This is a genomic window from Streptococcus sp. SGI.013 (genome assembly GCF_050315295.1).
In the GTDB taxonomy this organism is placed as follows: domain Bacteria; phylum Bacillota; class Bacilli; order Lactobacillales; family Streptococcaceae; genus Streptococcus; species Streptococcus porcorum.
On sequence record NZ_JBNPOS010000025.1, the window covers coordinates 1 to 24,230 of the forward strand.

At 39.3% G+C, this 24,230-nt stretch carries 26 protein-coding genes, 1 tRNA gene, 1 other RNA gene and 1 pseudogene; 4 read left to right on the forward strand and 25 right to left on the reverse strand.

What is annotated here, in order from left to right; translation table 11 throughout:
- Nucleotides 1–131 precede the first annotated feature (131 nt).
- Nucleotides 132–1,046: a UTP--glucose-1-phosphate uridylyltransferase GalU gene (galU, locus tag ACQRDX_RS06975; protein WP_427895620.1), complete on the forward strand. Its 915-nt coding sequence runs from the start codon at nucleotides 132–134 to the stop codon at nucleotides 1,044–1,046.
- Between the two features lie 52 nt (nucleotides 1,047–1,098).
- Here the strand turns inward: galU and ACQRDX_RS06980 are convergent, their stop codons facing one another.
- From ACQRDX_RS06980 to ACQRDX_RS07070, 19 genes and pseudogenes are all read right to left on the reverse strand, one after another.
- A complete protein-coding gene (locus ACQRDX_RS06980; RefSeq protein WP_427895618.1) occupies nucleotides 1,099–1,776 on the reverse strand; it encodes a rhomboid family intramembrane serine protease in 678 nt (225 codons plus the stop codon).
- Entirely contained in the window at nucleotides 1,760–2,299 is a 540-nt protein-coding gene (locus ACQRDX_RS06985) for a 5-formyltetrahydrofolate cyclo-ligase (RefSeq protein ID WP_427895616.1), read from the reverse strand. The genes ACQRDX_RS06980 and ACQRDX_RS06985 overlap by 17 nt, the downstream gene beginning before the upstream one ends.
- A 78-nt stretch (nucleotides 2,300–2,377) precedes the next feature.
- On the reverse strand, nucleotides 2,378–3,508 hold the full coding sequence (locus tag ACQRDX_RS06990; RefSeq protein WP_427895622.1) for an N-acetyldiaminopimelate deacetylase: 1,131 nt from the start codon (nucleotides 3,506–3,508) through the stop codon (nucleotides 2,378–2,380).
- A gap of 108 nt (nucleotides 3,509–3,616) precedes the next feature.
- Nucleotides 3,617–4,315, reverse strand: a complete 699-nt coding sequence (dapD, locus tag ACQRDX_RS06995) for a 2,3,4,5-tetrahydropyridine-2,6-dicarboxylate N-acetyltransferase (RefSeq protein ID WP_427895614.1) — start codon at nucleotides 4,313–4,315, stop codon at nucleotides 3,617–3,619.
- An 87-nt stretch (nucleotides 4,316–4,402) separates the two neighbouring features.
- Complete coding sequence (locus ACQRDX_RS07000) at nucleotides 4,403–5,518, reverse strand: glycoside hydrolase family 3 N-terminal domain-containing protein (RefSeq protein WP_427895612.1); 1,116 nt, start codon at nucleotides 5,516–5,518, stop codon at nucleotides 4,403–4,405.
- Nucleotides 5,519–5,652: 134 nt separating this feature from the next.
- Nucleotides 5,653–6,201, reverse strand: coding sequence for a DUF4352 domain-containing protein (locus ACQRDX_RS07005; protein WP_427895610.1), 549 nt, complete (start codon nucleotides 6,199–6,201; stop codon nucleotides 5,653–5,655).
- Between the two features lie 130 nt (nucleotides 6,202–6,331).
- Complete coding sequence (locus ACQRDX_RS07010; RefSeq protein ID WP_427895608.1) at nucleotides 6,332–7,681, reverse strand: glucose-6-phosphate isomerase; 1,350 nt, start codon at nucleotides 7,679–7,681, stop codon at nucleotides 6,332–6,334.
- Between the two features lie 126 nt (nucleotides 7,682–7,807).
- Nucleotides 7,808–8,356: a hypothetical protein gene (locus ACQRDX_RS07015; RefSeq protein ID WP_427895606.1), complete on the reverse strand. Its 549-nt coding sequence runs from the start codon at nucleotides 8,354–8,356 to the stop codon at nucleotides 7,808–7,810.
- A 177-nt stretch (nucleotides 8,357–8,533) separates the two neighbouring features.
- Nucleotides 8,534–8,619: signal recognition particle sRNA small type (ffs, locus tag ACQRDX_RS07020), an RNA gene on the reverse strand.
- A 32-nt stretch (nucleotides 8,620–8,651) separates the two neighbouring features.
- A complete protein-coding gene (tadA, locus tag ACQRDX_RS07025; RefSeq protein ID WP_427895604.1) occupies nucleotides 8,652–9,152 on the reverse strand; it encodes a tRNA adenosine(34) deaminase TadA in 501 nt (166 codons plus the stop codon).
- On the reverse strand, nucleotides 9,149–9,925 hold the full coding sequence (locus tag ACQRDX_RS07030; RefSeq protein ID WP_427895602.1) for an MBL fold metallo-hydrolase: 777 nt from the start codon (nucleotides 9,923–9,925) through the stop codon (nucleotides 9,149–9,151). Before ACQRDX_RS07030 ends, tadA begins: the two co-directional genes overlap by 4 nt.
- Before the next feature lie 64 nt (nucleotides 9,926–9,989).
- Nucleotides 9,990–10,514 (reverse strand): biotin transporter BioY, encoded by a 525-nt coding sequence (locus ACQRDX_RS07035; protein WP_427895600.1) that lies wholly within the window; start codon nucleotides 10,512–10,514, stop codon nucleotides 9,990–9,992.
- 188 nt (nucleotides 10,515–10,702) lie between these two features.
- Nucleotides 10,703–11,170, reverse strand: a complete 468-nt coding sequence (locus ACQRDX_RS07040; protein WP_427895598.1) for a hypothetical protein — start codon at nucleotides 11,168–11,170, stop codon at nucleotides 10,703–10,705.
- 7 nt (nucleotides 11,171–11,177) lie between these two features.
- Entirely contained in the window at nucleotides 11,178–11,990 is an 813-nt protein-coding gene (locus tag ACQRDX_RS07045) for a hypothetical protein (protein ID WP_427895596.1), read from the reverse strand.
- Complete coding sequence (locus tag ACQRDX_RS07050; protein WP_427895594.1) at nucleotides 11,983–12,738, reverse strand: FAD:protein FMN transferase; 756 nt, start codon at nucleotides 12,736–12,738, stop codon at nucleotides 11,983–11,985. Before ACQRDX_RS07050 ends, ACQRDX_RS07045 begins: the two co-directional genes overlap by 8 nt.
- Nucleotides 12,739–12,741: 3 nt before the next feature.
- Nucleotides 12,742–13,209 (reverse strand): FMN-binding protein, encoded by a 468-nt coding sequence (locus tag ACQRDX_RS07055; RefSeq protein WP_427895592.1) that lies wholly within the window; start codon nucleotides 13,207–13,209, stop codon nucleotides 12,742–12,744.
- 157 nt (nucleotides 13,210–13,366) lie between these two features.
- A complete protein-coding gene (locus ACQRDX_RS07060; RefSeq protein WP_427895590.1) occupies nucleotides 13,367–14,131 on the reverse strand; it encodes a hypothetical protein in 765 nt (254 codons plus the stop codon).
- Nucleotides 14,132–14,307: 176 nt separating this feature from the next.
- Nucleotides 14,308–15,597 (reverse strand): adenylosuccinate synthase, encoded by a 1,290-nt coding sequence (locus ACQRDX_RS07065; RefSeq protein ID WP_427895588.1) that lies wholly within the window; start codon nucleotides 15,595–15,597, stop codon nucleotides 14,308–14,310.
- Nucleotides 15,598–15,768: 171 nt separating this feature from the next.
- Nucleotides 15,769–15,912 (reverse strand): annotated as a pseudogene (locus ACQRDX_RS07070) (ABC transporter permease); the annotation flags it as partial.
- 136 nt (nucleotides 15,913–16,048) lie between these two features.
- Here ACQRDX_RS07070 and hslO point away from each other — a divergent pair.
- Together hslO and dusB are read left to right on the forward strand one after the other, a co-directional pair.
- Nucleotides 16,049–16,915, forward strand: a complete 867-nt coding sequence (hslO, locus tag ACQRDX_RS07075) for an Hsp33 family molecular chaperone HslO (protein ID WP_427895586.1) — start codon at nucleotides 16,049–16,051, stop codon at nucleotides 16,913–16,915.
- Complete coding sequence (gene dusB, locus ACQRDX_RS07080; protein WP_427895584.1) at nucleotides 16,908–17,885, forward strand: tRNA dihydrouridine synthase DusB; 978 nt, start codon at nucleotides 16,908–16,910, stop codon at nucleotides 17,883–17,885. The genes hslO and dusB overlap by 8 nt, the downstream gene beginning before the upstream one ends.
- A gap of 39 nt (nucleotides 17,886–17,924) precedes the next feature.
- On the opposite strand, the gene ACQRDX_RS07085 is transcribed toward dusB, so the two are convergent.
- The 6 genes from ACQRDX_RS07085 to rpsB form a co-directional block, all read right to left on the reverse strand.
- Nucleotides 17,925–18,293 (reverse strand): hypothetical protein, encoded by a 369-nt coding sequence (locus tag ACQRDX_RS07085; RefSeq protein WP_427895582.1) that lies wholly within the window; start codon nucleotides 18,291–18,293, stop codon nucleotides 17,925–17,927.
- A 12-nt stretch (nucleotides 18,294–18,305) separates the two neighbouring features.
- Complete coding sequence (locus tag ACQRDX_RS07090) at nucleotides 18,306–18,620, reverse strand: bacteriocin immunity protein (protein WP_427895580.1); 315 nt, start codon at nucleotides 18,618–18,620, stop codon at nucleotides 18,306–18,308.
- Between the two features lie 118 nt (nucleotides 18,621–18,738).
- Entirely contained in the window at nucleotides 18,739–21,168 is a 2,430-nt protein-coding gene (locus tag ACQRDX_RS07095) for an ATP-dependent Clp protease ATP-binding subunit (protein ID WP_427895578.1), read from the reverse strand.
- Between the two features lies 1 nt (nucleotide 21,169).
- Nucleotides 21,170–21,628, reverse strand: coding sequence for a CtsR family transcriptional regulator (locus ACQRDX_RS07100; RefSeq protein ID WP_354368443.1), 459 nt, complete (start codon nucleotides 21,626–21,628; stop codon nucleotides 21,170–21,172).
- 146 nt (nucleotides 21,629–21,774) lie between these two features.
- A complete protein-coding gene (tsf, locus tag ACQRDX_RS07105; protein WP_354368441.1) occupies nucleotides 21,775–22,815 on the reverse strand; it encodes a translation elongation factor Ts in 1,041 nt (346 codons plus the stop codon).
- Between the two features lie 130 nt (nucleotides 22,816–22,945).
- Nucleotides 22,946–23,725, reverse strand: coding sequence for a 30S ribosomal protein S2 (rpsB, locus tag ACQRDX_RS07110; RefSeq protein ID WP_354368439.1), 780 nt, complete (start codon nucleotides 23,723–23,725; stop codon nucleotides 22,946–22,948).
- A gap of 229 nt (nucleotides 23,726–23,954) precedes the next feature.
- On the opposite strand from rpsB, the gene ACQRDX_RS07115 reads away from it, so the two are divergent.
- A tRNA-Cys gene (locus ACQRDX_RS07115) sits at nucleotides 23,955–24,025 on the forward strand.
- The last annotated feature ends 205 nt before the right edge of the window (nucleotides 24,026–24,230 follow it).

Sequence of the window (24,230 nt, forward strand, 5' to 3'; positions counted from 1 at the left end):
TCGAAATTTTCTTCATGCGTATGGCGTACCCTCTATGTGCTATGTCATTGTCCTTATCAGCTTTTTTTGATATAATATCACTGTGTTAATTAATTTAAAAATTTTTAAAAAAAACAACCAAGGAGTTTCACATGAAAAAAGTCAGAAAAGCTGTTATCCCAGCTGCAGGTTTGGGGACGCGTTTCCTTCCTGCTACAAAAGCACTTGCTAAAGAAATGCTTCCGATTGTTGATAAACCAACTATCCAGTTTATCGTAGAAGAAGCTCTCAAATCAGGAATTGAAGACATCTTGGTTGTCACAGGAAAATCCAAACGTTCTATCGAAGATCATTTTGACTCAAACTTTGAACTGGAATACAACCTAAAAGAAAAAGGAAAACACGATCTTTTAAGATTAGTTGACGAAACAACTGGTATCCGTCTTCACTTTATCCGTCAAAGTCATCCTCGCGGTCTTGGAGATGCCGTTCTTCAAGCCAAAGCCTTCGTTGGAAATGAGCCATTTGTCGTGATGTTAGGTGATGACCTGATGGATATCACAGACGATAAGGCGACACCTCTTACCCAACAACTCATTGATGACTACGAAACTACCCACGCTTCAACCATTGCCGTAATGGAAGTGCCACATGAAGAAGTTTCTGCCTATGGGGTAATTGCTCCTCAGGGTGAGGGGGTCAATGGTCTTTACAGCGTTGAAACCTTTGTTGAAAAACCAGCGCCAGAAGAGGCACCAAGCGACCTTGCTATCATTGGACGCTACCTCCTCACACCTGAAATTTTTGATATCTTAGAAAATCAAGAACCAGGTGCTGGAAATGAGATTCAACTCACTGATGCCATCGATACCCTCAACAAAACTCAGCGTGTCTTTGCGCGTAACTTCACAGGAAATCGCTATGATGTTGGTGATAAATTTGGCTTCATGAAAACATCTATTGATTACGCCCTCAAGCACCCTCAAGTCAAAGATGACTTAAAACAATATATCATTGAACTTGGCAAACAACTTGATGGACAACAGACTTCAAAAACAGAAGAATAAAAATACGTTTGAGCTTTATCTTAGCTCAAACGTATTTTTTATTTGACTAGATTTATCCCCACAAGGAAAGCCCAATCATCCCCAAACTTAAACCTATAAACACTAGACTGGCTGTGACACGTTGCTCTTTTTTAAACGCAAAAGGATCTACTTGAGTTTTCAACATAACACTCAAAAGCAAACCACCTACTGCACCACCTAGATGCCCAGCCAAACTCGTATCTGGAGAAAACAAACTAAAGACCATATTGATGACAATTAATGTAAAATAACTTCTTCCAATCTGATTTAAATAATGGTTTTTAGATTGATAACCCAAAAAAGCAACTGCTGCAAAAAGGCCAAATAAAGAGGTTGATGCTCCTGCTGCAACAACATTTGGCGTCAAAAATAGTGTAAAGACATTCCCCATCACACCCGACAATACATACAACAACAAATAATTTTTAGAACCAAAAATATCCTCAACCATTCGTCCCATAAAATAAAGCGACAACATATTAAGAAGAAAATGCTGCCAACCAATATGGACAAATATCGGACTTACCAAACGCCAAAGCTGTGTAGGATCATACTTGACATAAGCTCCCAGCATCCCTCCGACATTAAAAATCGTTTGAGCACTTGTTGCCTGTCCAAAATAAACCAACTGAGTTAACAAAAAGACAACTGTCGTTAACCCTAACAATAAGCTCGTCACGGGATAATTTCTATCAAAAATCTGTTTCATCACGCATCACCTCTCTAACTGCCACATCATATTCTTTCTCCTCAAAGTTGCAAATTTGAAACGGATAAATCAAGCTTACTGTCATCCCTTGATAATCTGCGAGATAACGATCATAGTATCCGCCCCCAAAGCCAATTCGAAAGCCGTCTTCATTAAAGACCAGCCCAGGTACATGAATAAGATCAATCTCAGACTTGTCCACAGGCTTTCCATTTGGAATCTCCCTTAAACCAAAATGGGTCTCAACTAGCTGATTAGGTTCATAAACAACAAAGTCCATTTTTCCCTTTGGATAGGTTTTAGGGATAAGGATTTTCTTTTTATCCTTTTGCATTTGATGGATAAGAAGGCTAGTATCATACTCAAATGGAAAAGATAGGAAGGTAGCAATCGTCTGAGCATTTTTATAAAACTCACTTTGGCAAAGTTGCTCCAGTAAGCGATGATCGGCTTGCGCTTTTTGGATAGGATCTTGAGCTTTCAAAAGAGATAGGATCTCTTGTCGCAGTTGTTTTTTTAACATGTTACTATCATACACTATTCTTCTATTTTTTTGAAAAAAAGAGTAAGAAAATAGACACTTTTCTTACCTCTTATTGATTTATAAAACACGTGATTTCAAGAATTGGCTGATTTCTCTGACGGCAAAAGGCAGAGCAGCTTCATCTGGACTCATCTTAGGATGGTGAAGGGCATAAGGGGTATCAATTCCTAACCAGAACATCACTCCAGGGATTTTATTTAAGAGATAACCAAAATCCTCACCTGTCATTGCGGGCAAACAATCAATAAGGTTGACACCCTCTTGCTCCTCAAAAAACGCCATTAAATTTTTGGCTAAGTCTGGATTATTCTCAACAGGCAGATAGCCTCCTTGAATTAACTCTATCTCAACATCCATATCAAAGCTAGCAGCGACACCTTCTGCAATGGTTTTAACCCGCTTTTGAATATGAAGGCTCATCTCTTGCGTTAAGGTCCTGATCGTTCCATGTAAAAAAGCTGTTTCTGCAATAACATTATTGGTTGTCCCTGCATGTAGGGAGCCAAAAGTGACCACTCCTCCTTTTATAGGATCAACATTACGACTGACCACAGATTGAACTTGTGTCACAAAATAAGCTGCTGCCACAAGAGCATCATTAGCCTCATGGGGAAAGGCCGCATGACCTCCTTTTCCTTTAAAGGTTATTTTAACCTCACAAGTCCCTGCAAAAAGTGTTCCAGTATTCGTAGCAATATCGCCAACCTTTAAATCGGGACGAACATGAAGCCCATAAAACTCATCTGGTAACCAATCACCAAAGGCCCCATCTTCATACATTAGCATACTTCCCGCAAAATTTTCTTCGGCAGGTTGAAATAAAAATAACACATTATCTTTAGGGCGAACTTCTAAAAGAGCTTCCAAAAGCCCTAATGCCACTGTCATGTGACAATCATGCCCACAGGCATGCATACGCCCTTCATGTTGACTAGAAAATGCCAATCCTGTCTGTTCCACAATCGGAAGACCATCAATATCTGTACGCCAACCAACTGTTTTTTCTGGATTGGAACCCTCTAGGTAAACCAAAATCCCTGTACGCCAAGTTTTTTGTTGGACAAAGTCATACCCTGCTGTTAGCTGAGCAATTTTTTCTAGCAAGTAGGCTTGTGTCTTAAACTCTTCAAGGCCAATTTCTGGAATTTGGTGTAAGTCACGTCTGGTTTGGATTAAATCAAGCATAATATCCTCACAATAAATATAAAAAGCTGGAACAAAGTGCCTAGCTTCTTATATCTTTATCTTTCATACAGATCAACCTAATAGAGCATTAAGTTGAAAACTTGTCTTATCTTAAAGGGTACGAAGGGCATCCTCAAGGGCTGTTTTTTGTTGTGTTTTTTCATCAATTTCCTTGATCACACGTGCAGGAACACCAGCTACCACAACGTTTTCAGGAACATCTTGTGTCACAATAGCTCCTGCCGCAACAACTGAACCATTACCAATTTGTACCCCTTCAATCACAACAGCATTGGCACCGATTAACACATTATCCCCCACACGAACAGGCTCGGCAGAAGCAGGCTCAATGACACCTGCAAGAACAGCACCAGCACCAACGTGGCTATTTTTTCCAACAATGGCGCGGCCACCAAGGATAGCACCCATATCAATCATCGTTCCTGCACCGATTTCAGCACCGATATTAATCACAGCCCCCATCATAATCACCGCATTATCACCAATCTCAACTTGATCACGGATAATAGCACCTGGCTCAATACGCGCATTGATGGCACGTTTATCTAATAAAGGTACGGCAGAATTGCGAGCATCTTGTTCAACCACATAGTCCTTGTTCTCAACTAAGTTAACTAGCAAAGGTTGGATATCTTTCCAATCTCCAAATAAAACATTACCTAATTTGGTCACATTTTCTGGAGTAGCGCCAGCTAAGTCACCTTCAAAGGTCACTTTAACACTGGTTTTTTTCTCTGCTTGAGCAATAAATTGAATAATTTCTTGTGCTGACATTTTTGTTGCTGTCATAAGGTTCTCCTATACTTCAAAAATCTTATGTTCTATTATAACAGAATTTTCAGATTTTTCATGCCATTTCACTTATTTTTATGGTTTTTATGATTTTAAAATCCCCAGATTCGCCTTCATGGTTAAAATTCTAGTCACTGCCTCATCAATTCGATCTTCACTGAGATTACCTTGTCTCACTTGTTCAACCAAGTAAGGAATCTGACTGGCGTAATGCGAACTTAATATCATGTCTGCACCTGCTGCAATCGCTTGATAGGCGGCATCTTCTTGTGTGGTAAAATTTTCTAAACCATCCATATCAAAATCATCCGTCATGACAACACCTTGAAAGGACAAGTCTTGTCTTAGGGTTTGATAAATGGTTGGCGAAAGCGAAGCTGGCAAACCATCTATCTGAGTCATAATATTGTGTGACACTAAAATACTATCAGCACCTGCTTTTATTCCAGCCTCAAAGGGCTTAAAGTCTTGAGCTTTTAGCTGATCCAAACTGCGATTATCATAAATCAAGTCCAAGTGGGAATCACCATTATCCCCATAACCTGGGAAATGTTTGAGAGTAGAAGCTGAGTGCTTCTCCTTCAAGACTCTGACACTTTCTGCAACATAGTCAGAAGTTGCCTGAATATCTTTTCCTATCGTCCGAGAATAGATAAAGCTGTCTGCACTACTCGCATAATCTGCAACAGGAAATAGCCCAGCCTTGATCCCTAGCTGATTGAGCTGATCAGCTTTATTTGCCGTATCTTCTTTAATCGCCTCTAATCCACCTGCTTGATAAAGGTCAAAAGCAGAGCTAAAAGATTGCTCTAATAGAGCGCTAAGACGACTAACCTGGCCACCTTCCTCATCCGATGCGATCAATAAAGGAACCTGACTCGCAGCTTGATAGGAAGAGAGCTTGGCTTTCAAACTTTCAAGGCTTTGTCCTTCCATATCTCGTGCAAACAACAAATAACCTCCAGGATGGTAGGTCTTAATGTCCTCAATCTGATTGTCTATAGGAACTCTAGCTAAAAAGAGTTGCCCGACCTTCTCTTCCAAAGTCATCTTAGAGACTTGCTCTTGCACCCGTGGCGTTGAGACATCAACAGGAAGGGTTCTTAATTGGGGTTGATTAAAAAAATAGACTCCGATAATGGCTAGCCCTACTAAAATAATTAAAGATGAGAATAGCCATATTAAACGTTTATATATCATAAATATATTATAACGTAAAGACTAAAAAAAGAAAATGCTATCGCTAACTTATAGTCATTTTCTAATGCTTTAACAAAAAAAGGACTAAAAATATCTTTCTTAATCAGATATTTTTAGTCCTATTGATCTTGTTTTTACTGATTCAAAGCAATTTTTGCTGTCTGTGTTCCCCAGAAGCCTGTTTGTACCTGTAAGACTAATTCAGGATCATTAGCAGCAGCCTCAGTAAGATCAAAAACAACCTTACCAGTCACTGTACTACCTGGGTTGAGTTCAGAGTAAAAGAAGTTAGCAGATGAGTCTTGATTCGCATAAACACCTGCTGCAGAATCAGACTCATATTCTGTTTCTCCTTTGTATAATTTGAAGAAGTCATCCGAAATCGTCAAAGCTTTTTTACCATTATTTTTAACGGTAACATCTACTACAAGAAAAACATCATTAGCCGTTGCACCAAATTCGCCCCCGACATTTGTGGTCAGTTCCTTGCCATTAACGGTGTATTCAACACTTTTAACCGTCACCACTTCGCCAACTTTGTAAGTTTTTTCTTTTTTCTTGTTTTTCTTTGCCAATTGAATCACTTTTTGACTCTCAGCCTTCACCTCAGTTGTCGTAGAAAGCGTTAGAGTTGACAAAACAAAGCTTGACAATACCAATAATCCTAATCCTTTACTTTTCATCTTCATTCCTCCGATTAAACTTAATGGTCTTTTTATAGCGGCTGTATATATTTATATTATCAATATTATTTTAATTTTTCAAGAGAAGTTATTAAAAAGAATCGACAAAAATGAGTCGATTCTTTTTTGATTATAAACGAGCGTTAAGCTCTGCGGATAGGTCTTCAAAACCTGGTTTACCAAGAAGGGCAAACATGTTTTTCTTGTACGCTTCAACTCCTGGTTGATCAAATGGGTTAACAGCATTGAGGTAACCAGAAAGTGCGATAGCAATTTCAAAGAAGTAAATGATATAACCAAGTGTAAACTCATCTTGCTCTGGAAGCGTGATGTACATGTTTGGCACATCGCCATCAGTATGGGCAAAAAGTACACCATCTGTTGCTTTTTTGTTAACAAAGTCAACATCTTTACCTTGAAGGTAACCAAGGCCATCTAAGTCTTCAGCCAATTCTGGAATGATGACATTTTTACGTGGTTTTTCAACACGAATAGCTGTTTCAAAGAGAATACGTGCTCCTTCTTGGATGTATTGACCAAGAGAGTGTAAATCAGCTGAGAAGTTAGCTGATGATGGGTAAATCCCTTTTTGATCCTTACCTTCTGACTCACCTGCTAATTGTTTCCACCACTCTGAGAAGTATTGAAGTGATGGCTCATAGTTCACCAAAATCTCAGTTGAGTAACCTTTACGGTACAAGACGTTACGAACAGCGGCATATTGGTAAGCTTCGTTTTCTGATAACTTATCTGATGAGTAAGCCTTACGAGCTGCTGCTGCACCTTCCATAAGTGCTGTGATATCTGCACCAGATGCTGCAATTGGAAGCAAGCCAACAGCTGTTAACACTGAGAAACGGCCACCGATATCATCTGGTACAACGAACGTTTCCCAACCATTCGCATCTGCTTCAACCTTAACCGCACCTTTTTGGCGGTCAGTTGTCGCATAAATACGTTTGTTTGCTTCTTCTTGTCCGTATTTTTTCACTAAAAGCTCTTTGAATACACGGAAAGCAATGGCAGGCTCAGTTGTTGTTCCTGACTTAGAAATCACGTTCACAGAGAACTCTTTGTCAGCCACATAGTCCACAAGGTCTGCTAAGTAGCTTGATGAAATTGAGTTTCCTGCATAAAGGATTTGTGGAGCTTTACGATCTTCTGCCGATAGTAAGTTAACAAAGTTGTTGCTCAAAAAGTCAATCGCTGCACGCGCACCAAGGTAAGAACCACCAATACCGATCACCACAAGGACTTCACTGGTTTCTTGGATTTTCTTAGCTGCAGCTTGAATACGAGCAAACTCTTCTTTGTCATAGTTTTCTGGAAGGTCCATCCAACCAAGGAAGTCTGATCCTGGTCCTGTTCCTTCACGCAAGAGTTTATCTGCTTCTGTCACTTGACCTTGCAAGTAATCAATTTCGTGTTGGCCTGCAAATTTTTCCAACACTTTTGAATAATCAAATTTAATATGTGTCATTTTGTCTTTTCTTCCTCCATAAATTAGGGTCCTTACTATCTTACCCCTTTACGTTTAATTTTTCAATGATTTTTGCTGATTTTTAACAAAAAAAGCAAACGATTGCGTAATTTTGCCAGACCTAAACTATTCATAATCGTAAAAGAAGCGTTTAACAGGAGAATAGCTGACTTTTGACATGGAAATATTCGCATAATAATCCTCTAAAGTTTCTCCTTTTGATAGCACACTGATACGCTGGGGGAAAAGTTTAGCTAAAAGACCTAAGCTGATAAGGGTTGGGTACCAAATTGCCATCACCTCAAAAATAAACTTATTATTATTGCCACGACCAATATAGCGCTTTTTATATTCTTTTCTCAATCGATAATGAGGAATAACAATATGAAAATCACTTTCTCCTAATGCCAACAAGGCAAACAAAATGGGAAATAGAAAATTTAAGGCAGCTAAGACAACCTTACCATCTTGATGATAAGAAAGAGCCCTTTGAACATAAATAGCTTTGTAATCCTTTGACTTTAAAGGGCGTTTGATAGATTTTCGTTCTTCTTTATTTAAGTGGCTAACCCCACTATTGTCATATTTGATTTCTGATAATTCTAAATCTACAACCTCTTGGCGATGGGCAGCCAGTGTGGTCTTTCCTGTTCCTGGAAAAGCAAATAAAATCATGATTTTTTCACTCCTATTCTCTCTACTAGTATAAGAATCCTGACTTAATTAGACCTTAATCATAGGGTATTTTGTCCTATTCTAGCAAACAAAAAAAGCTGATTTTCAAAAAATCAGTCTAAAGATGGAGATTAAGGACTCAGAAAATCTCTTGACGCCTTCTAGTGAAAATATGAGACAAAAAAAGAGCACACACTTGATGTCGCTTAGGGCTGCTGGATTCCTCCCCTGACCCGCTTCACGCACAAATGTTGCTCCATATAATATTATAGCACAAAAGAAATTTTTAGCAAGTTTAAACTGCAGGCTTTTTCTTAGCATCTTTTTGTTTCTTACGACGTTGCTTAAAAAATTCTTGCATGATACTTGCACAGCTTTCTTCTAAAATACCAACTTCAACTGCGACCCTATGATTGAGGCGCTCATCTGTTAAGATATCATAAAGGCTTCCTGCACCGCCAAATTTTTGATTTTTCGCCCCATAAATCACTTGAGGTATTCGCGCTAGGCCAATAGCACCACTACACATGACACAGGGTTCGATTGTGACAAATAAGGTACAATCTAGTAAGCGCCAACTTTCTAAGAACTGATTAGCTTGGTTAATGGCCATGACTTCTGCGTGCATCACAGCTAGGTTAAGTTCTTCTCTAGCATTATGCCCCCGACCGATAATTTTTTTGTCCTTTACAATCACACAGCCTATCGGAATCTCATCTTTTTCTAACGATTTTTCAGCTTCATCTAACGCTTGAGACATAAAGTAGGCTTTTTCTTCTTCGGTAAATACTATCATAGCGCCCCTAAATCCCAAGAACGATGTGGACTTGCTAAATCAACAGGAATAGCACCACTATAAGAGGCTGCTTGCTGGCGTAAAACTTCTAAGTAGCCTGATTCTTGAATTCCTTCTGCTGGGAATTGTGGTAAATGGGTTAGAACCAACTTTTTAACCTTAGCTTCCTTGGCAATCAGACCAGCTTCCTTACTGCTAAGATGAGCAAAATGGTTTTCTGTTCCCTCAAAGAAATAGACATCCGCTAAAAATAAATCCGCCTCTTTAGTAAAGTCTGCTAATCCTTCAAAATAACCTGTATCACCTGTAAAGACCAAAACTTGCCCAGTCTCACGTTCAACAATACGCATGGCATAACAAACCACAGGATGAACAGTCTTGATAAAGGTAATATCAAAAGGTCCAATTTGTTCCACACCATTGACATTATAAGCACGAGCCTCTGTTACCCCATCTAAATGAAGTTTGGCGAACTCCCCCTGATCTTCATTGTGACCATAAGTTGGTAAAACTTTTGGTGTCCACAGGTGTTTAGGATAAAGTTGACGATAATGACGCAGCACTCCTAAATCAGCGATATGATCAGGATGATAGTGACTAATAATGACAGCATCTAATGCTAAAGGGCTAATTTCTTTTTCTAATTCATTTAAAGCACGACTGCCTGCATCAATTAAAAGTTGAAAACCATCTTGTCCTGTTAGCAAAAAACTTGTTGTTCCAGCATCTTTGTAGGGATAGCCTCCCCAACAACCTAATGTCGTTAATTTCATAGTCTTACCTTCTTTACTTTAGATAAGACTATTATATCAAAATTTCAAGCCATAGCAGACAGACTTATGCTCGAAAATCTGATAGACGATAGGCTAAAATGGTTGCTAGCAGTGCTTTCACAGTGTCTCCAGGTATAAAAACAAGATTAGAAACCAGAGATTGACTAAGCGCCATCTCTGTCACTTGAGATAACCAGACCGCACCAAGTAGATCTACAAACAAAACTCCTGCTAGCCACATCATCCCAAATAATCCTAAAAAGCTCTGCTTTTTCAAGAAGGATGACAAATATCCAAATAATAAAGGGACTAACAACCAAGCCAAAACATAACCTCCTGTGGGTCCCATAAGGGTTGGAATAGACGTTGCTTTTCCGGAAAAAACTGGAAAAATTAGGCCCAAAAGAAAAAATAATAGCATGGAAAGACTACCGTTTTTGGATCCTAAAAACAGGCTTACTAGCATGACCCCAAGATTTTGCAGGGTTAGAGGGACAGCAATAAAAGGAAGAGGAATAGCTGGAATAAATCCTAATACCACTAATAAGCTCGTCATTAACGCAATTTGTGATAATTCTTTTGTTTTCATCTGTAACTCCTAAATATCATAAATAGCAAGGACTGCTAAAGTTTAAGCCATCGCATTAAAATGATTATCCGCAAGTGACTTTGTTTCTTAGTTTATACTAAGAAATTCTATTTGTCAACCTACCTATAAAAATAGGTTAACTGTTATGTCAAAAAAAGAAACTCAGACTGACTGAGTTTCTACAAAAATTACCATCCAAATTCTTCATAAAAAATCTGTCCTTTGGGGACACCATTGGCTTTCATAACCTTCTCCCAATAGCGAGCCATTGCGGGTGGTCCACTAATCAGAACAGTAAAATCTTTTTTATCCTCTGGTAGATAAGCTAAAACGTCCTCTTCTTGATACATCCCAACCACACGGTTAACTATAAAATTATCACGCTCAGCTTGCCACTTGGCAAATTTATCACCATAAATCAAGGCTGCTTGCGTTGAAGCACCGTGAAAGACTGTCGTTTTAAGGTCAGGATTTCCCTCAATCACTGACAAAATAGGAGTTACCCCAATTCCTCCTGAAATCATTAAAACCTCTTGAGGTTTTTGATCATCAATAATGGATTGATACATGCCATAACCACCATCAACATGAAGTTTAGCTGGTGCGGTAACACGTTGCAATTGCTTTGTAAAATCACCATCGCCACGAATCGCCAAGATAAGCTCACTCGCCCCCCCTAGGATCATTGACAATAGAAAAAGGATGTGGCTCTGTCAGACCCTTAACCTCTGGAAAAGAAATGAAAATAAAATCTCCTGGTTTCATTTGTTGAGAGCGTACTTTTGGGACCTTGATCCGCAATTCATAAATATTGGGACCAATCTCTTGATTAGCCAGAAGTTCAGCTGGAAATCCTGTAGCAGTTGGTTTCAATTTTGCCCAAAGGTAGCTACCAAAAACAAAGATGCTTGACAGATAAAAGACTAGCATAAAAGCTGTGTTACTGCGAATATCAGGGATTAACTGAACATGAATAAACACAAGTAATGTCGCCAAAATATTGAGCCTGTGTAGCCAAACTGAAATTTCATGCTTAAACACTTTCTCCAAATAACGCTTAATGGTCAATAAAAATGGGACTCTACTTGTTAGCCAACCAGCCATAAAAATCATGGAATAAAGACCAATTCCAAGGAAAATATTAAAGGCAAGATCACCCGTGGTACTGATTAAACCATAAGAGGGGCTCAAACTCTTATGCATAAAAGCTAATAAAATAGCTACCAGACTTAAAATCCCATGAATCATGTAAGCCGCAGGAAGTCCAATTAAACGATCAAGCCACTTTGGCTTTGTCCCAATATAAATCGCCAATAACATCCAGACATAAGCGATAATACCATAGGCAATCCCAATTCGTCGTTGACTACTTAAAGCTGACATTCCATTAACAAACGTATAAATAAAAGGAGTCGGCAAGATAAAAACTGCCGTTAGCCAGGCCAAGCCTAGAGCATAATTATTTTTCTTAAACATTTTTTAGTTCTCCATATTGAAAAAATTGTTTCTTGGTGTTGGTCACATAAAGTCCGCTTAATTTTTTATCAGCAATCATTTGACAAAAATCAGATTCTGATAAAACTAAGGCTGCCGTTGCCCAAATATCAGCCTGAACTAAACTCGCATCTAAAATAGTGACTTGTTTGATGGTTGACTGTGATAGAATATGACGACCACGCTTGCTATAACCTGAAGTGGCTAAAGCACCTGTTTTCATTTGAAATCTCGCAATCATTTCTTGCAAATGGTCTGGATTTTCGATGCCAATTTTCCAGATAAACGAACTATTGTCTCTGGTTTCAAATTGCATATCACCTCCACCATTTAGGCAGACTGCCTCTATTTCAGACAGTCGCAACAAAGGCTTCAAGTACTGCTGAAATACCTTTTCTACAGCCCAGCCTTTCACCAGACCAGTGGGATTATAGACACCTTGAAAATAAGGGTCAAAAGCTCCTCTAGTTTCTGTTTTTGCAATGGTAACACGCGCAAAAATCTCTTGAAATTCAGGATCAAGCATCACCGTCTCATCCCCTTTCTGAAAGCGGCTCACCAATGAAGTCGCACGAAAGGCTGAGAATTTTTGTTCGATTTCTCCTAGAGCAGATAAAATATCTTGACTAACTCTTTCTAAAAGGTCCTTTGAAGAAACTTTATCACGGGTAACCAGACTAATGGTAAAAGGAAGCGTCATCGCTTCTACAGTTTGACTAATAATCTCCATAGATTAAGCCTGAGCTTGATTTAAGGCATCTTGAAGAGAGCCTGTAAAGCCTTTATAAGCTTCGGTTGCACCTGAGATTTGATTGACCTCTGCGGATTGATTCGATAAAGCTTCGGCTGTGTAAGTTGGAAGGGCGTTATCATTGATAGATTGAGATTCTGGATTATCATTTGGATACTCTAGAACGGTAATATCATCAATTTTACCACTAGCTACCGTAATCTGTACCTGGTAATCACCACGATTGGTTGAGGTAACCGCACCAGAGTACGTTCCATCTTTCAAACTTGAAGTAGTAGCAGATGACGTAGCTGTAGTTGTTTCTGAACTTGAAGTGTTAGCACTAGCAGATGAGCTAGTAGCTGGTGTTGCTGTTTGGCTCGCTTCTCCTTTAAAAAACAAGAGATAAGCATTAAATACTGCAGCCACAACCGCTACAATTCCAACTAATAGAGAAATAATTTTTTTCATCTGAAATTCCTTTGTGTTTTTTAATTTTCCTAAACTTTTCAATCCATTATAGCCAAACATACAACTAATTAGTGGGAATTTTGCAATTTTAACAGACTTGTTATATTTGTCATAGAAATACAAAGAGACTGGATAATCCAATCTCTTTTATCTCTTCTTAATCTTTATCCTCATAATCATAATCTTCCTCATGGTCCCATTTATTCTCTAGGCGATCAAAGGCATCACTAGATTCAACGGCATCATCTCCATAGATGGCTTCGAGCATCTGTTCTGTGACTCCATGTTTTTTATAAACTTGGCTAATCTTATCTTCCTGAGCTTTAATGTCTGACTTGATACTAGCTACTGCAGATTGATATTTACTTGCTTGTGCTTGCCATTCTTTCGCCAAACTTAAACGCTCATCAACTTCTTTTGTTAGCTTGGTCTTTTCATCAGCTGTCAAAGCTGTCGAGGAAGCAATTTCAGATTTTAATTCATTAGCATCTTGATCTGTAAAATCATCTAAGTCATCACGACTGAAGGCATCTGTCTCACCAAATTTCGCCCATAGACTAGCAGTATCAAAAGCCATAAATTTCTTTTCAATCGCTCCAAAATACTCTGTATATAATTTTTCTTTCTGTGTCTCTAGGTCCGCAATTTTATTGTAATAAGTCGCTGCTTCTTTTTCTGCGGCTGTTACCTTTGCTTTATCTGCTGAAGATAAACTTGATGCAGATAAGCGATTCGTTTTATCTGTCAAGCTAAGTTTTGCCATTGAACTATCTGTCTCTACACGAACTTGACTGGTATTCGCTTTAACATAAACACCTGCTCCGACACCCAGAGCACCTGTTAAGGCAAGTGCTGATAAGCCTATAACAACAGTCTTTTTCGACGGCTTCAAGTTTCCTAAAATTTCTTTAACAGTTTTCATTTTATAGTACCTCTATTTATTTGATTGATTAACCTTATTATAAACTAGAGGGCTCTTTAAAATCTTGGTCAAATTGAGCCAAAACTGTGGCAAAACTGTGGCAAAAAATTTTTAAAAATAAAATAAAAAAATAGGCTGACTGTCCCTCAAATGGACAATCAAACCTACTTTAAATCTTAATTACTCCAAACACTCTCAAGAATGTTGGTTTGTTCACGACCAGGTCCTACAGAGAAGGTTGAAATGCGAACACCCACCAACTCGCTAATACGACGAACATAATTACGTGCATTTTCTGGAAGTTCTTCAAGGCTACGCACACCTGTAATATCTTCTGACCAACCTGGCATTTCTTCATAAATTGGTCGGCAACGTTTTAACTGTTCAAGACTAGCTGGATAGTGATCAATACGCTCACCATCTAAATCATAAGCCACACAGATTTTTACAGTCTCTAAACCAGATAAGACGTCGATAGAGTTTAAACAAAGATTAGTGATTCCCGACACACGACGAGAGTGGCGCATCACAACAGAGTCAAACCAACCTACACGACGTGGACGGCCTGTTGTTGTCCCATACTCTTTACCAACTTCACGAATACGGTCACCAACTGCATCAAAAAGTTCTGTTGGAAACGGTCCGTCACCAACACGGCTAGTATAGGCCTTACATACCCCAACTACCTTATCAATCTTACTTGGACCAACACCTGAACCAATGGTCACACCACCCGCAACTGGGTTTGATGAGGTGACAAATGGATATGTCCCTTGATCAATATCAAGCATCACACCCTGAGCTCCCTCAAACAAGACACGTTTTCCTTGATCTAAGGCATCATTTAAGATAACAGAAGTATCAGTGACATATTTTTTAAGTTCTTGCCCGTAAGCATAGTATTCTTCAAAAATCTCATCAAAAGATAAGGTTTCTGCATCATACATTTTTTCAAAAAGACGGTTTTTTTCTTCTAGATTACGCGCCAGACGGTCTTTAAAGATATCACGATCAAGCAAGTCAGCGATACGGATGCCAACACGCGCCGCTTTATCCATATAAGCTGGTCCAATCCCTTTAATCGTTGTACCAATTTTATTGTCACCTTTCGCTTCTTCTTGTAAGCGATCAAGATGAATGTGATATGGCAAGATAACATGGGCACGATCTGAAATGCGTAAGTTATCAGTTGTCACACCCTCTCCATGCAAGTACTCCAACTCCTTAACCAAAGATTTTGGATTAACCACCATACCATTTCCAATAACAGAGATTTTTTCTGGGAAGAAAATCCCTGATGGAATCAAATGTAACTTAAACTTTTTACCATCAATCACGATAGTATGTCCTGCGTTATCTCCACCTTGATAACGTGCAATGACTTCGGCATTTGCAGACAAGAAGTCTGTAATCTTACCTTTACCTTCATCTCCCCACTGGGTACCAACAACAACAACTGATGTCATAATTTTGATTCTGAACTACAAATCTGTAGTTCCTCATCCTTTCTCAACTCTCTAGGGCAGGAATCTCACCTGCAAGAATGTCTTACACTCTATTATATGAAATTTCTGATAATTTTTCAAGAAAGCTCTGTGACTTTAACACTGTAAATGCACAAATGGTGATAGAGACCACTCAAGACTTGATGACACAGCTCTCCCTAAGCCATTAGCCAAACCAGATAAAAAAATAACCATAAAAATCATTGCAACCACTAGCAATTCAACCAGAGCATACTTTTTTAATGAAAATATCAATTCTTTCAATGCAAGTTTCATCATAAACCTCCTTTTGGTGCTGATTGTATCACACTAATATGACCTTATGATGACTTTTACAAAAATAATCTCAAGTAAGCCTATTCAAAAACGCATCCGACTGGTATTTTATAAGGGGTGTGCTATAATATTCTTTATGGATAAGATTATAAAAACTATTACAGAATCAGGCTCTTTCCGTGCCTATGTATTAGACGCTACTGAAACGGTCAAAACAGCTCAAGAAAAACATCAAACCTTATCAAGCTCAACCGTTGCCCTAGGGCGTACCCTTATCGCTAACCTCATCTTAGCTGCCAACCAAAAAGGAGACAGCAAGGTTACTGTTAAGGTCATCGGAAACAGCTCTTTTGGTCACGTCATCTCAGTTGCTGACACTAATGGACAGGTTAAAGGCTACATCCAAAATAAAGGTGTTGATATCAAAAAAACAGCAACTGGTGAGGTTTTAGTTGGCCCATTTATGGGACAAGGCCACTTTGTTGTTATTACAGACTACGGAACAGGTAATCCTTATACCTCAACGACGCCTCTGATCACAGGAGAAATTGGTGAAGACTTTGCCTACTACCTCACTGAAAGCGAGCAAACCCCATCTGCTGTTGGACTAAACGTCCTCTTGGACGAGAACGATCAGGTCAAGGTGGCAGGAGGATTCATGTTGCAGGTCCTACCTGGAGCTAAAGAGGAAGAAATCACTCGCTTTGAAAAACGCATCCAAAGCATGCCTGCTATCTCAACCTTGCTAGAGTCTGATGACCATATCAATGCTCTACTCACTGCTATCTATGGAGGCGATAGCTACAAGGTGCTCTCAGAGGAAGAGATTGGCTTTGTCTGCGACTGCTCACGTGAGCGATTTGAAGGGGCTCTCATCACTCTTGGGAAAGAGGAACTAGAAGCCATGGCAAAAGAAGATCATGGCGCTGAGATTACCTGTCAATTTTGTGAAACCACCTACAAATTTACCGAAGAAGACTTGGAGGGCTTGATCAATGACTAAATTAAACTCTTCTTTTATGATCGGAAATGTAGAGATTCCTCATCGTACGGTCTTAGCTCCAATGGCTGGTGTCACCAACTCAGCTTTTCGAACTATTGCTAAAGAATTTGGCGCTGGGCTAGTTGTGATGGAGATGATTTCTGAAAAAGGGCTCCTCTATAACAACGAAAAAACCCTTCACATGCTCCACATCGATGACAATGAACATCCCATGTCTATCCAATTGTTCGGAGGAGATGCCGAAGGGCTAAAACGTGCCGCTGACTTCATCCAAAATAATACCAAGGCTGACATCGTCGATATTAACATGGGCTGTCCTGTCAATAAGGTCGTTAAAAATGAAGCAGGTGCCAAATGGCTAAAAGATCCCGATAAAATCTATCACATTGTCAAGGAAGTAACATCTGTCCTAGATATTCCGCTGACTGTCAAGATGCGTACGGGCTGGGCTGATAGTAACCTCGCTGTAGAAAATGCCCTTGCTGCTGAATCTGGTGGGGTCTCTGCCCTTGCTATGCATGGCCGTACCCGTGAACAGATGTACACTGGCACTTGTGACCACGAGACACTCTCTCGCGTATCAAATGCCATCACCACTATTCCATTTATCGGAAATGGTGATGTTAAAAGTGTGCAAGATGCTAAATTTATGATTGAGGAGTTGGGTGTAGATGCTGTCATGATTGGACGCGCAGCCTTGAATAACCCTTACCTCTTTACCCAAATCAATCATTTCTTTGAAACAGGTGAAGAATTACCTGACCTTCCTTTTGTCAAAAAATTAGATATCGCAGAGGAACACTTACGCCGTCTCGTTGACCTGAAAGGCGAGAAAATCGCTGTTCGAGAATTTCGTGGCCTAGCACCTTATTACCTACGTGGCACATCAGGTGCTGCCAAAGTCCGCTCTGCCGTTGCCAAAGCAGAAACTTTTGAAGAAGTTCAAGGACATTTTAATAGCTTAAGATAAAAAACAAGACTGGATTAAAGTATCCAGTCTTGTTTTTTATTATTTTCTCTGAATAAAAGGATTGCGATAAGGATAAAGAATCACAAACAAGCTATTGATTACCATCAGCACAACTTCCCAGTTTAAGCCATCAGAAAGCATGATCCCTAGCCCTAACAAGAGTAAACCAAGCACGCCAGCTAACCAGAGCTTTAGGTTGCCTAGAAGTACTGACATACCAGTCGTTTTACTGACTAAAACATAAGCTAGCACAAACACAATGCTATGTAACACACTCAAAACCATCGACAAGTTCATAAAATCTAGTTTAGGCTGGGCAATATGAATGATAAAGAGAGCAAATACAATGCTATCTATCACAATACTAACAATTTTACCTGATATAAGATAGGGTGATTTATCTCTCATCATTACCTCCAGTTAGCGAAAAAGACCTGATAAACTTTGAGACAACATCAGCCAAAAAGACAGTTTCCCTCGCTCCTTAGGAACGGCACTGGATAAGCAGGTCCCCAACCCTATCACACACTTAGGCGCCTTATAACGATTAAGCATGAGATAAAGAGAAATCCTTTGGCTGATTTCTGCTTGTAGTCTTAGGAGCTCATCCTCTCTTTGAATAGACTCACACGTTTTCAAAGCCTCTTCAAAATAAGCGTGTAACTCTCGATTAGCCCTGACATCACTGTCCTCACAAACAGCTGTCAGCTGATTTAGCAACTCTGTTTTTGTCATAGAAAATACACCTCGCCTTTAATCATTGAAAATTCTTCCACCGATAGTAACCTTTTTCTGAATCAGCATAGGCATTTCCCTTATCACTTATACCTGAAGTAGTCCAACTATATTACTCCTAGCTGATATCAAACTTCATCTTGCCTTTATTAATTCCCACTTTTAGCGTTTGACCAGCGGTCAATTCACCTGATAAGAGGAGTTCTGCCAAGCGATCTTCTACCTCTGTCTGCAAGGTACGACGAAGCGGACGGGCTCCCATTTCAACATCATAGCCTATTTCAGCTAAGTGTTTTAAAGCTGAAGGTTGGAATTTTAAGGTTATTCCTTTTTCAGATAATGTTGCCATTAAAGGTTTTACCATGATTTTCACAATATCGCGCATATTATCTTCTGTCAAGCTATGGAAAACAACTTTCTCATCAATACGGTTGATAAATTCTGGACGATAGGCTTTTTTCAATTCTTCTAGAATACGTTTTTGCATGGCATCATCATCATGAACAAGGGCTTTTGTCCCAAATCCAACAGTCTTTTCATCACGAAGAGCTGTCGCTCCAAGGTTGGAGGTCATAATGATAATAGTATTTGAAAAATCTACCTTACGACCACGACTATCTGTCAAGACACCATCATCTAAAACTTGAAGGAGAACATTAAAGATATCTGGGTGAGCTTTTTCCACTTCATCAAATAGGAGAACAGAGTACGGTTTGTTACGGACTTTTTCTGTCAGCTCACCCCCTTGATCATAGCCTACATAACCTGGAGGCGCACCATTTAAACGGCTAGCTGCAAATTTTTCCATGTACTCACTCATATCAAAACGGATAAGAGCTGATTCATCGTCAAAAAGGAGTTCTGCCAAGGCTTTTGCTAACTCTGTTTTTCCGACACCAGTCGGTCCCAAAAACATAAAAGAGCCAATTGGACGTTTACCCGTTCGAATACCTGACTGATTACGACGAATCGCGCGACTTATACTAGATACCGCTTCATCTTGTCCAATAACACGCTGATGAAGTTCTTGCTCTAACTTAAGATAGCGTTTAGCATCAGATTGTGTCATTTTTTCAACGGGAATTCCTGACAACTTGCTAAGCGTTGCTAAAACGTGCTCCTCTGTCACCATAAGGGCTGGCTTATCTTTCTTTTTATCCTCTTTTTTTAGAGCTGACAGTAAAGCCCTTTGATCACCGCTCATCAAGGCATGGTCAACATCTGTTAGAAAACTATATTCTCTTTTAGGACGATTTTGTTGTACCGTTGCACTAGCTTCATCTAATAAATCAATAGCAGAATCTGGTAGCTTCTTACTGGTCAAATAACGATGAGCTAACTTAACAGCCAAACGAGCCACTTCATCTGAGATCGTCACATGATGATAATCTTCATAAGATGCCTTTAAGCCCAAGAGAATCTGGCTAGCATCTTCTACTGAAGGCTCTTCAATCATAACCTTGGCAAAGCGACGTGAAAGAGCCGCATCTTTTTCAATATGTTTTTGATATTCATCTTGGGTTGTTGCCCCCAAAGTGCGTAAGCTGCCGCGGGCAAGGGCTGGTTTCAAGATATTGGCAGCATCAAGAGTGGAGTCAATACCACTACCTGATCCCATAATCGTGTGTAACTCATCAATAAATAAAATAATATGACCGTCTTCTTCAATATCTGAAATGATTTGATTCATCCGCTCTTCAAAATCCCCACGAAAACGAGTTCCAGCAACCACAGACATCATATCAAGCTCTAAAACACGCATTTTAGATAGATTTTCTGGTACATCGCCAGATAAGATGCGTTGAGCTAAGCCATAAGCTAAAGCCGTTTTCCCCACACCAGCTTCACCAACTAATACGGGGTTATTTTTGGTTTTACGACTTAAAATCTGGACCATACGCGTGATTTCTTTATCACGTCCCACAACAGGATCAATCTGACCATTACGGGCAAGATCTGTCAAATCGCGTGTAAAATCCGCTAGATCTCCAGCTGTCGATTGTGGTTTCATCATATCCATCATAGCTGGACTAGCTTTAGGTTTATCTAGTTGACGGATAGCTTTAACTTGTGCCTTAGTATAACCCGCAATTTGGTCAATAGATTTTCTAACATCTGCCAATCGAAAAGAAGGTGCCTCAAGATGACTAGATGTTCCAAGTGTCGCTAAAATACGTGCAGGATACAAATCAGGAAGGAGCAACATCGCCATCAAAACATGCTCGCTTCCCACTTCATCTTGATGTACCACTTTTGAAATAGAATAAGCTTTATTCATAATCAGTTCCAAAGCAGGAGATTGTCTAAAAAAGACCATCTCTTCTCTCTGAGATAAGGTCTCCTTCCGAGCAGTTACCGCTAAAGTCGCAGCCATAAACTCTTCAAAGCTAACTTGCAAAGAATCTAAAACCTGACCTGCAATAGAATCTTGGAAATGAAGGAAAGCCAATAATAACTGCCAACTTTCCAAATAGTCCGTATCAAATTTATTAGCTATAAACTGAGCCTTGGCGAAGGCTTGTTCTAGCTTAGTTGAATAGCGTTTCATTCTAATATCCTTTTCTATCTAAACGTTGTAATATTTTTGCCAAAAGACGTGGACGGATAGTAGCCGCATCGGATCCTAAAACGCTATCCAGACCACTAGCTAAAATAATATTTCCTTCACGCTCACTAATGATAGCCTCGTCAAACAATAATTGGATCAAATCCGTAAATTCCTGCTCACTAATCCGATCACCTAAAGAGCCAATTAAACTCCCTAACATTTGATGTTGATCAGAAAATCGAATTTTAGCAATGCGGATATAACCGCCCCCTCCTCGTTTACTCTCAACAATATAGCCTCTACTTTCAGTAAAGCGGGTTTTAATCACATAGTTGATTTGACTAGGAACCACTTGAAAGCTATCTGCCAAACTACTACGTTGAATCTCAGCAAAATCGGATTGTGCTAAAAGATCCTTAATGTATTCCTCAATATGATCTGATGCATTTTTAGAAGGCATGACTCTTCTCCTTTCAAGTTTTCTTTGACATTAACTGACTATTATTATACCGAATTTTCACCTATTTGAAAACTAAAAATCCTCATTCTCAAATATCATAAAGAAAAACCCCAGCCTAAAAGACTGGAGTTTCAACTTTTACTCTATTAGTTGTTAAGGGCTGCTGCCATAGTTGCTGCAACTTCTGATTCAAAGTCGTTAGCAGCTTTTTCAATACCTTCACCAACTTCAAAGCGTGCAAATTCAACTGCTTTAGCATTTACTGAGTCAAGGTAAGCTTCAACTGTTTTGCTATCGTCCATGATGTAAACTTGTGCAAGAAGTGTATAAGCTTGGTCAACTTGAGTATTGTCAAGCATAAAGCGATCCATTTTACCTGGAATGATTTTATCCCAGATTTTTTCTGGTTTACCTTCAGCCGCAAGTTCTGCTTTGATATCTTCTTCAGCTTGTGCAATAACATCATCAGTCAATTGTGCTTTAGATCCATATTTAAGGAATGGAAGAGCTGGTTTGTTAACCATTGCACGTGATTCGTTATCTTGCTCAATTTTGTGGTTCAATTGCGCTAACTCATCTTTGATGAATTGCTCATCAAGTTCAGTGTATGAAAGCACTGTTGGGTTCATCGCAGCAATGTGCATTGATACTTGTTTTGCAAGTGTTTCATCGCCACCTTCGATAACTGAGATAACACCAATACGTCCACCATTGTGTTGGTAAGCACCAAAGGCTTGCTCATCAGTTTTTTCGATCAAAGCAAAGCGACGGAATGAGATTTTCTCACCGATTGTAGCTGTTGCATTAACATAAGCTTCTTCAAGTGTCTCACCTGAAGGCAATTTGATTGCAAGTGCTTCTTCGTTGTTAGCTGGTTTAGCTGCAACAATAGCTTTTGCAGTTTCTTCTACCAACTCAACAAATTGAGCGTTTTTCGCAACAAAGTCTGTTTCAGCGTTAACTTCAACAACTGCTGCAACGTTACCGTCAACATAAACACCTGTCAAACCTTCAGCAGCAACGCGGTCAGCTTTTTTAGCTGCCTTAGCCATACCTTTTTCGCGAAGTAATTCAATCGCTTTTTCGATATCACCTTCAGTTTCTACAAGGGCTTTTTTAGCGTCCATAACGCCGGCACCTGATTTTTCACGCAATTCTTTAACGAGAGCTGCAGTAATGTTTGCCATTTCTAAATTCCTCCAAAGTTTGATATAAAAAAACGAGAGCAGAGCGGTTTGCTGCTGCCCCGTTTACAAGTTACTTAATTGGGTGGAGAGTTTTTCTCCTCTAAGACCTAATCTTAGTCTTGTTTTATGATTAGTTAGAACCTTCTACAACTTCAACGATTTCTTCGATTGAATCTGCAGTAGCTTCTTCACCAGCCAATTCAGCTTCAACAGCTGCAACTGAATCTTCACCTTGACGACCTTCAATGATAGCGTCAGCCAATTTAGAAGTGATCAATTTAACAGCGCGGATAGCATCATCGTTAGCTGGGATGATAACATCGATCTCATCTGGATCAGCGTTTGTATCAACCATAGCTACAACTGGGATACCAAGTTTTTTAGCTTCTTTAACTGCGATTTGTTCTTTGTGTGGGTCAACAACGTACATCACATCTGGGATGCGAGGCATATCAGCGATACCACCTAAGAATTTTTCAAGACGGTCACGTTGTTTGTTAAGAAGTGCAACTTCTTTCTTAGGAAGAACTTCAAAAGTTCCTTCTTCTTCCATTTTGTTGATTTCTTTAAGGCGTGCAATACGTTTTTGGATTGTTGACCAGTTTGTCAATGTTCCACCCAACCAACGGTGGTTGATGTAGTATTGACCAGCACGTTCTGCTTCTTCTTTAACTGCTTCTGAAGCTTGCTTCTTAGTTCCTACGAACAAGATAACCGCATCGTTAGCTGCTGCATCACGAACAAATTCGTAAGCTTGATCAGCCAATTTTACAGTTTGTTGAAGGTCGATAACGTGGATACCGTTACGCTCAGTAAAGATGTACTTAGCCATCTTAGGATTCCAGCGACGAGTTTGGTGACCAAAGTGTACACCAGCCTCAAGAAGTTGTTTCATTGAAATTACTGCCATGAGTAATGTCTCCTTTTTTGTTTTTTTCCTCTCCTAGACTTCGACTTGCAGTCTCACCTTGCGGCAACAAGACCACAATTGGTCCAAGATGAGTATTATCGCTACTGCGACCTTACTATCATACCAAAAAAAATGAGGATTGACAAGCCATTTGTGGTTAACTCTTGCATAAAAATCACTTTTATGTCTTGACATTCTGATTATCTTACGATAAAATAAATGATGTTGTGGCGGTATAGCCAAGTGGTAAGGCACGGCTCTGCAAAAGCTTGATCGTCGGTTCAAATCCGTCTACCGCCTTTTTGATACATTTCAATCTTTCTTTAACAACACAAAAACCTTGATTTAACAAGGTTTTTTAATTTTATAAACAGATAATAAAAGATAAAAGATAAAAAATAAAATAATTTGGGGCAAGCTAATTTATCTAATAATTTGAGTACTATTGAAAATACCATAGGAGAAGCTCAGAAAGAATTAGATGATGTTCGTGATACAAAATCTT

Excerpts from the sequence above, each read along its gene's own strand:
- ACQRDX_RS07045 (WP_427895596.1), bottom strand. The coding sequence starts at position 11,990 with ATGTTTAAGAAAAATAATTATGCTCTAGGCTTGGCCTGGCTAACGGCA.
- hslO (WP_427895586.1), top strand. The coding sequence starts at position 16,049 with ATGGATAAGATTATAAAAACTATTACAGAATCAGGCTCTTTCCGTGCC.
- ACQRDX_RS07055 (WP_427895592.1), bottom strand. The coding sequence starts at position 13,209 with ATGAAAAAAATTATTTCTCTATTAGTTGGAATTGTAGCGGTTGTGGCT.
- dapD (WP_427895614.1), bottom strand. The coding sequence starts at position 4,315 with ATGACAGCAACAAAAATGTCAGCACAAGAAATTATTCAATTTATTGCT.
- ACQRDX_RS07010 (WP_427895608.1), bottom strand. The coding sequence starts at position 7,681 with ATGACACATATTAAATTTGATTATTCAAAAGTGTTGGAAAAATTTGCA.
- ACQRDX_RS07090 (WP_427895580.1), bottom strand. The coding sequence starts at position 18,620 with ATGACAAAAACAGAGTTGCTAAATCAGCTGACAGCTGTTTGTGAGGAC.
- ACQRDX_RS07100 (WP_354368443.1), bottom strand. The coding sequence starts at position 21,628 with ATGCCTTCTAAAAATGCATCAGATCATATTGAGGAATACATTAAGGAT.
- galU (WP_427895620.1), top strand. The coding sequence starts at position 132 with ATGAAAAAAGTCAGAAAAGCTGTTATCCCAGCTGCAGGTTTGGGGACG.
- ACQRDX_RS07030 (WP_427895602.1), bottom strand. The coding sequence starts at position 9,925 with ATGAAATTAACGACATTAGGTTGTTGGGGAGGCTATCCCTACAAAGAT.
- ACQRDX_RS07060 (WP_427895590.1), bottom strand. The coding sequence starts at position 14,131 with ATGAAAACTGTTAAAGAAATTTTAGGAAACTTGAAGCCGTCGAAAAAG.
- ACQRDX_RS07065 (WP_427895588.1), bottom strand. The coding sequence starts at position 15,597 with ATGACATCAGTTGTTGTTGTTGGTACCCAGTGGGGAGATGAAGGTAAA.
- ACQRDX_RS07005 (WP_427895610.1), bottom strand. The coding sequence starts at position 6,201 with ATGAAAAGTAAAGGATTAGGATTATTGGTATTGTCAAGCTTTGTTTTG.
- ACQRDX_RS07000 (WP_427895612.1), bottom strand. The coding sequence starts at position 5,518 with ATGATATATAAACGTTTAATATGGCTATTCTCATCTTTAATTATTTTA.
- rpsB (WP_354368439.1), bottom strand. The coding sequence starts at position 23,725 with ATGGCAGTAATTTCAATGAAACAACTTCTTGAGGCTGGTGTACACTTT.
- ACQRDX_RS06985 (WP_427895616.1), bottom strand. The coding sequence starts at position 2,299 with ATGTTAAAAAAACAACTGCGACAAGAGATCCTATCTCTTTTGAAAGCT.
- tsf (WP_354368441.1), bottom strand. The coding sequence starts at position 22,815 with ATGGCAAACATTACTGCAGCTCTCGTTAAAGAATTGCGTGAAAAATCA.
- ACQRDX_RS07050 (WP_427895594.1), bottom strand. The coding sequence starts at position 12,738 with ATGGAGATTATTAGTCAAACTGTAGAAGCGATGACGCTTCCTTTTACC.
- tadA (WP_427895604.1), bottom strand. The coding sequence starts at position 9,152 with ATGATAGTATTTACCGAAGAAGAAAAAGCCTACTTTATGTCTCAAGCG.
- ACQRDX_RS07015 (WP_427895606.1), bottom strand. The coding sequence starts at position 8,356 with ATGATTTTATTTGCTTTTCCAGGAACAGGAAAGACCACACTGGCTGCC.
- dusB (WP_427895584.1), top strand. The coding sequence starts at position 16,908 with ATGACTAAATTAAACTCTTCTTTTATGATCGGAAATGTAGAGATTCCT.
- ACQRDX_RS06980 (WP_427895618.1), bottom strand. The coding sequence starts at position 1,776 with ATGAAACAGATTTTTGATAGAAATTATCCCGTGACGAGCTTATTGTTA.
- ACQRDX_RS07035 (WP_427895600.1), bottom strand. The coding sequence starts at position 10,514 with ATGAAAACAAAAGAATTATCACAAATTGCGTTAATGACGAGCTTATTA.
- ACQRDX_RS07085 (WP_427895582.1), bottom strand. The coding sequence starts at position 18,293 with ATGAGAGATAAATCACCCTATCTTATATCAGGTAAAATTGTTAGTATT.
- ACQRDX_RS07095 (WP_427895578.1), bottom strand. The coding sequence starts at position 21,168 with ATGAAACGCTATTCAACTAAGCTAGAACAAGCCTTCGCCAAGGCTCAG.